Raw genomic sequence first — 6,077 nt, 5'->3', positions numbered from 1 at the left:
TCTGATTTTGCCGTCTAGGTTTATTTTCCCCCTCTGACTATTTGTAAATATTAACGGGTCATGATTCGGGATATTCAGCGCTAATCCCGATTCTATTGTCGCTCCTTCGCTCTGAGAAAATTTTAGCTTGAGGTCTTCCTCTGACTTGGTATTCCACCACTTCTTGAAATACTGACCAGGCCCCTCACCATCCATTGCGTCAAAAAACACTGAAGTCTGTTCTATGAGAAAGAATGTGTCTCTAATTTCGTCAAATGTACTTCGTTTCACTGCCTCAGATAGCAGCAATTCCATATCGTCAGACTGAATCTCTTTATATTCTAACGGCACGCGGACCAATTCAACTCCGTGCTCTTCTTCTAAATTATTAAGATATGACAAGTAACGAAGGTGGTCGAACTTCCTGCTACTAGAGGTTATGAGGGGGAGGGGTATATTGTCTTCAGACATACTCGTACACTGCTCTGATAAGCGGATTGGGTATCCGTGTATAAATTGGTTCCCCACCTTTTTGATTATCTACCCCAAGGAAGCCTTATGCGAATAGAAACGGGTAGTCGCCTTCATTTTGGACTTATTGACTTGAGCTCAAAGTTAAGCCGTGTTGACGGCGGAATCGGACTTGGGATAAAATATCCCGGGGTGAGCCTGGAAGTTGAAGAGTCGACTTGTTTGAAGGTCCACGGACCGATGCGAGAAAGAGCAAAAAACGCAGCGGAAGCTGTAATAGACCAATATAATCTCAAGCCGGTCGAAATCACCATCAAAGAAGCGATCCCCCAACATAGGGGATTAGGCTCTGGTACCCAAACGGATTTAGCTGCTGGCTTTGCGGTTGCGAGAACGAACAACGTGGAGCTCTCTACTTCCGAAGTAGCTGAGGTTGTAGGACGAGGCGGGACATCTGGAATTGGAACTGCTGTGTTTGATAAGGGGGGATTTGTGTTAGATGGCGGCCATGACCTAAATGAAAAAGGTGGATTTCTTCCATCCGGGGCATCATCTGTATCCCCTCCACCAGTAATCTCCCGACTGGACTTCCCTGATTGGAATGTCAAAATAATAATTCCTGATTCGACGGGCGCATATGGTTCTGATGAGGTGTCAGTGTTTAAAAACGAGTGCCCGATTCCTATCTCTGAAGTGCGAAAAATCTCGCATGTGATTTTGATGCAACTCATGCCTAGTGTTGCAGAGCCAGATTTTGACCTATTTAGGGATTCTATCAAACAGATTCAGGAGATCGGATTTAAAAAGAGGGAACTACAGCGACAACCGCTTTCGCTTTCCATTGTTGAAGAACTCCAAAATAGAGGGTATGCGGCCGGGATGTCATCTTTAGGACCCGCTGTTTTTGCCATATCTCCAGATCCAATATCTGTACCCTATGACGACATCAAAACGATCGATACCAGAGCGATGAATCGAGCCGCTAAATTCTCATAGCTTTCTGATCAAATTTTCAGATGTCATTTAGATACTTCCGACGCTGCTCCATTTTCTTCCGCTCAGTACGCCTGTCGTAGTGCTTGTCGAGTACTTCTGTGGATACATTGGCACGTGCCCCAACAATCGGTTCAGGCACATCGGATGAAAGCCAGTGAGTAATTGCACCACGGCGGACGCTATGTGGGGACCGGGTGGACGGACACTTTGATGCACCAGTTCGGACTCCTGCAGCATCACACCGGTCTATTTCTCGATTATGTGGGCACCCGTCTGTGAACATACAGGGGGTCGTCACAGAATATACGTAATTTTGGATTGTGCTCACGTGTAGTCGCCCTTGTGACGAAGCAAGCAGTGGTTTCCTGCCATAGTCGTCTTCCACATCCGGCCGTTGATCAGCTAACCAGTCGTCGAGCACTGCGCATGTCTCGTCATTCAATGCGATGAACCGCTCACCTCGCGTTTTGTTCTTTATTGGTGTATCTGTCTCCGGGCGGTGTTTCACTTCGATAGACATCTTTTCTGCATCGTAGTCGCTGATATCTAGTGTCCGGACAGCTCCTCTCCGAAGGAGCGCTCGCCACATCAACAGAAAACAGACATGCCGAGCTGAAGCATACTCATAAGAAGATAGGTAGTCTAAGATCTGTTCTGCGACCTCAGAATCGACCATTACATCCTTAGCTTCCTCCTCATCACTCATGCTCGGTGAGACGACCTTGGCGTGAAGGTCAGATGGTACTGCATCGATGGTCGCACACCAGCGAATGAATACACGAAGAGTATCCATCTGTGTCTTCTCAGAAATCGGTGCGAGGTCGCCATCAGATCGCCGCCACAAACGGAACCGGTGTAGATCCCGTCCAGAGAGTTTGTTTAGATTTTCGAGGTCCTGCTCGTCACACCAGCGGGTAAAATGACCAAGTCGAGACTTATGGCCATATTGCGACCGCTTAGAAAGCTCACTCTCTTTGTCGTTTAGATACAATTCTACTGCTGTTTCGGGTTCGATTGGCTCTAATGACATGGCTGGCGTGGATGGGAACCGCAACCAGCCGACACATCTTCGATCTTCCAACAGAATCAGTATTGAGACGATTTTCATCGCGTCGTGAGTGAACCCCGACGAGCTCACTTCTGATTATCAACCTAATCCAATGGCTTTGAGTGATTCTACGGACGGCCGTGATTGGGTCAACTGGAATTCATGACGGCTCAGGCCGGAATCCGCTCTGGCTTGCGGTTCGTACTCTTCAAATCAGGGCGAGTTAGAGATAATCAACCGGGCATTGACCGAAGATCACTGTCATCGCGGTTTTTGGCTGACTTCAAATGGAGAGAAGCACGCTAAAGTCCAGAAATTAATGCGGAACTGCGATTTGCTCCCTATCGCCAATCTACCAAGTCTTACCTTCTTCTGTCACAATAGATATCAAAGAAAGAGATAGAGTCATCACAGGCCAGTTGCAATCCTTAGAACCGCTAAGCCGAGTAGGTGTTCGGAACGAATGCGAAATAACCGATTGATTATTTCGAAGCTGCGTCTGATGGCGGTATGGAGATAGAGGCCGGAACGGTCTATGAACACGGCGAGTATGGCCAGGTCGTCGTACTTGGTGTACAACACGTGTACGGGACTTACGACACCGACGCTGATGAGGGGACGCTTGACTCTGTGGTCGTCAGGTGGGCCAGCGAGTGGGATGCCTATGGAGCACTGTGGGGTCACAGCCGGACTGAACCTCTCGATGCCTTCCTCACTGCTGTTGGAGACCCCATTGACAATATCACCTTCACTCCTCCCGAAAAGTAGGTGGTAATTCACAATCGTGTCCTCCCCTAGGCGATCTACTACACAACCGCAGCCGAAATTAGGCTATTGAAGGGTGTGAACCGAGAATTTAACCGATACAGTTGCATGCATCGTTACAACAAAGCTGTACGTGCCGGGGAAATTATCAATGGTGGCACCATCGCTATAGTATGCCGCTTAATCTACCTCAACTAATTGCCGATTATCAATTAGAAGCAAACGACCCGCCAATCGAGTACCAGAGCTCGAATGCATGGCGCACAGAACAAGATAGCCGTTTAACTAATATCTCTGCAGCTATCCAGCAGCGCCCGAATCAGCATATCAAACTTAGAGAACTTCGAAGTATTGGCGTGTGGAAAACAGGGGGGAACCGTATAGATCACCATTTAGATGAAAATTTTGACAGCGAGGTCATCTCATGTACGATCAACGCCTTCGAACGGCAGAGTACCCCCGCAGAGAGGGTCGACGCGCTTCAAGAACTCAATGGTGTGCGAGTTCCGATGGCAAGTGCGATTCTGGCCTGTTTCGATCCAAGTTCTTTTGCAGTTATTGACTTCCGGGCTATACGGGCCTTACCCACAGTAATCCCGTCAATGGTGGACACGGCAACCTATGGCGAGTATGCGTCATTCATGAAACTGTTCCAAGACTACCAGACTAATTCAGCACTGTACGCGGATTATCTCGACATGATACGGGATGTAGCAGCGTCAAACAATCTAACACCCCGCGAGGTCGACATGGCTTTGTGGACCTACGATTCCAAGAGAACTTGACAATTGAGCAGTTAATATGTAGTGTCTCGGATGATGGCAAGAAGTCTTAACGGATCTCTCGACACAGATATTACAAGAAACACTATTCATTAGCAGAAATACTCTTGTGAGGATTCTAAATTCAGAAATACAGCATTCTGAGGAGGCGAAGTTAGATTCTCTCAATCGCTTCTCCGAATCTGAATTTACTAATATGATTTGACTGCTGCCGATTTTCCTCAGAACCCATTCTATCTAAATCCGTAAATGTCACGCGCTGTCGCTTCCCGCTCGCCTCAGAAATTGGGATGAAAAATGTAGTCTCTTCATCCCGGGAATACCCTGCTAACAGTTCAACATACGATTTCTCGTAGCGTTTGGCGTCAGCTTGGATATAATATCGATTGCTCTCTTCATGTTTTGCCGTTTTAACCTGAATTCTGTACAAGGAGCCATTCTTGTCAACGATAAGGTCGTACTGATAGTTGTGACCAAACGGGAAGGACACACCATACCCCTGAGCCATGAGTTCTGAGGCGACGGCTAATTCTGATTCCTCCCCTCGTCTAGGGCTAACATTCTGTTTCACACGATCAGAACTCTACGACGGCATATTAAAGCTAGAGACGTTATACGAACGCGATTGCTCAAATCAATTATTGGGGGGTCCGGTAGTCTTTGGTGAATTGATCAATTGATTCTTCCAAATCAACAAAGGTTTTCAAACCAGTCTTCAACTCTTCTACCAGGTTGTCTGGATTGGCAAAGTCGATGAGGATGACTTTCGAGTACATGTGGTACTTATTGTACGATGCCTCAGAGTCTACTTCATCCAGACGTTCGTCTACATTCCGAAACCCACCGCGGCTGAGACTCTTCCTCTCGGCATCTCCAAGATATTTCTGATAGGCCTCCCGCCGCTTCTGCGATTCTGTGTTGTCATTGAGTGCTACCGTCATTTCAAAATGTGGTTCAGCAGGGCGGTATGCGTCAGCGCCCTCATTGTCACCGTGCCAACTCAGCCGTTTCTCCGTCCCTTGGATTTCCAACGTGAACACTGGTCGGCCACTGACCTCGTCAGTTAGATGCCAATCATCTTTGTAGAGACGGATGTACCTGGTGTTCTTGCCAAAATTTCTAGACCGATCAAACTGACCGTCCCATCGGTCGATCTCGTAACTCTTTTCAAACCACTGCCAGAGATGATTATAGATGTCTTTTCGGTCGTTCTGGTAGCTGTCTGCATTAATTTCGATCTGAAAGCCTTCTAGGTAATCCCGGTACTTGAGATAGAGCTCTGATTCTTTCGAGAACGAAACCCCATGCCGGATTACGTGCTTGTTGATGTTCGTGATGAAGTCATCGAAGAGTGCAATATCATGTCCACCCTCTAGCTTGCCGCGGCATTCTTGGAAGGCCTTAATCACCTGGTTCCAAGTGGCGATGTGTTCGGCATAATGAGCATTCTCGATCTCCGAACCGATGTGGGGGAGATACAACATCTCAACCACCTTCTGCTGGTGTTCCTGCGCGTACTCTCTGAGCGCGGCCGCCTCCTTCTCGAATTTCTTCTGCGATTCTGTGTGCGTGGTCTTGATTTCAACTCCAATAACCATACTATCGGTTTCGATGACGAGATCGATTTCGGCCCGCCCATGTCCCGTGCTATTCAATACAACGAGATACTCCACATTGGCTGGAGCGGTGGCTTTGATATCAAAGCATTCTAAGAACGCATCAAGAAAAGCCGATCCAGCATTATGCGAACCGGACGTGTCTAGCAACCAAGCAAGAAAGCACGTCAGTCGTTTTTCGTGGTTTTCTATGTCGAGGATTTCGAAAACGTTTGTGCCAGTACCCTGCACATCCTGCAGTAGCGTATACATCCCGGAAAGGTCCCGAATGCCATCTTCTTGCATGTTTTTTGGTAGTTGGACACAAGTAAAAAGATAATGTAAAAACGGCACTGAGTAAATCGGTCAAGATAGGCTAGTTTTTCCCAACTTGGCAAACACCGCTCCAGATTTCTATGGTGACCCGGATATGAGTAGCAT

Annotated in this window: 7 protein-coding genes; 3 read left to right on the top strand and 4 right to left on the bottom strand. The window is 47.5% G+C overall.

The annotated features are described in order from the left end of the window. A partial coding sequence (locus AC5FRV_RS20790) for a non-canonical purine NTP pyrophosphatase (RefSeq protein WP_493562997.1) occupies positions 1-450 on the bottom strand: 450 nt, incomplete at its 3' end. An 87-nt stretch (positions 451-537) separates the two neighbouring features. Between AC5FRV_RS20790 and AC5FRV_RS20785 the strand changes: the two genes are divergently transcribed. Continuing rightward, a complete protein-coding gene (locus AC5FRV_RS20785) occupies positions 538-1,446 on the top strand; it encodes a beta-ribofuranosylaminobenzene 5'-phosphate synthase family protein (RefSeq protein ID WP_493562996.1) in 909 nt (302 codons plus the stop codon). A 16-nt stretch (positions 1,447-1,462) separates the two neighbouring features. Here the strand turns inward: AC5FRV_RS20785 and AC5FRV_RS20780 are convergent, their stop codons facing one another. Then, positions 1,463-2,152, bottom strand: coding sequence for a tyrosine-type recombinase/integrase (locus AC5FRV_RS20780; RefSeq protein WP_493562995.1), 690 nt, complete (start codon positions 2,150-2,152; stop codon positions 1,463-1,465). Between the two features lie 852 nt (positions 2,153-3,004). On the opposite strand from AC5FRV_RS20780, the gene AC5FRV_RS20775 reads away from it, so the two are divergent. Beyond that, complete coding sequence (locus AC5FRV_RS20775; RefSeq protein ID WP_493562994.1) at positions 3,005-3,262, top strand: hypothetical protein; 258 nt, start codon at positions 3,005-3,007, stop codon at positions 3,260-3,262. A gap of 170 nt (positions 3,263-3,432) precedes the next feature. Then, the gene (locus AC5FRV_RS20770; RefSeq protein ID WP_493562993.1) at positions 3,433-4,044 is read left to right on the top strand and encodes a hypothetical protein; all 612 of its coding nucleotides are present in this window, start codon (positions 3,433-3,435) and stop codon (positions 4,042-4,044) included. Between the two features lie 151 nt (positions 4,045-4,195). Here AC5FRV_RS20770 and AC5FRV_RS20765 read toward each other — a convergent pair whose 3' ends face one another. Together AC5FRV_RS20765 and AC5FRV_RS20760 are read right to left on the bottom strand one after the other, a co-directional pair. Next, on the bottom strand, positions 4,196-4,612 hold the full coding sequence (locus AC5FRV_RS20765; RefSeq protein WP_493562992.1) for a group I intron-associated PD-(D/E)XK endonuclease: 417 nt from the start codon (positions 4,610-4,612) through the stop codon (positions 4,196-4,198). A gap of 67 nt (positions 4,613-4,679) precedes the next feature. Further along, positions 4,680-5,942 carry a PD-(D/E)XK nuclease family protein gene (locus AC5FRV_RS20760; RefSeq protein WP_493562991.1) on the bottom strand — a complete coding sequence of 421 codons (1,263 nt, stop codon included), beginning with the start codon at positions 5,940-5,942 and terminating at the stop codon, positions 4,680-4,682. Positions 5,943-6,077 lie beyond the last annotated feature (135 nt).

This window comes from Halomicrobium sp. HArcel3 (assembly GCF_058933135.1).
Note: the sequence above shows the minus strand (reverse complement) of the source record. Positions and strands in the feature narration are given on the sequence as shown.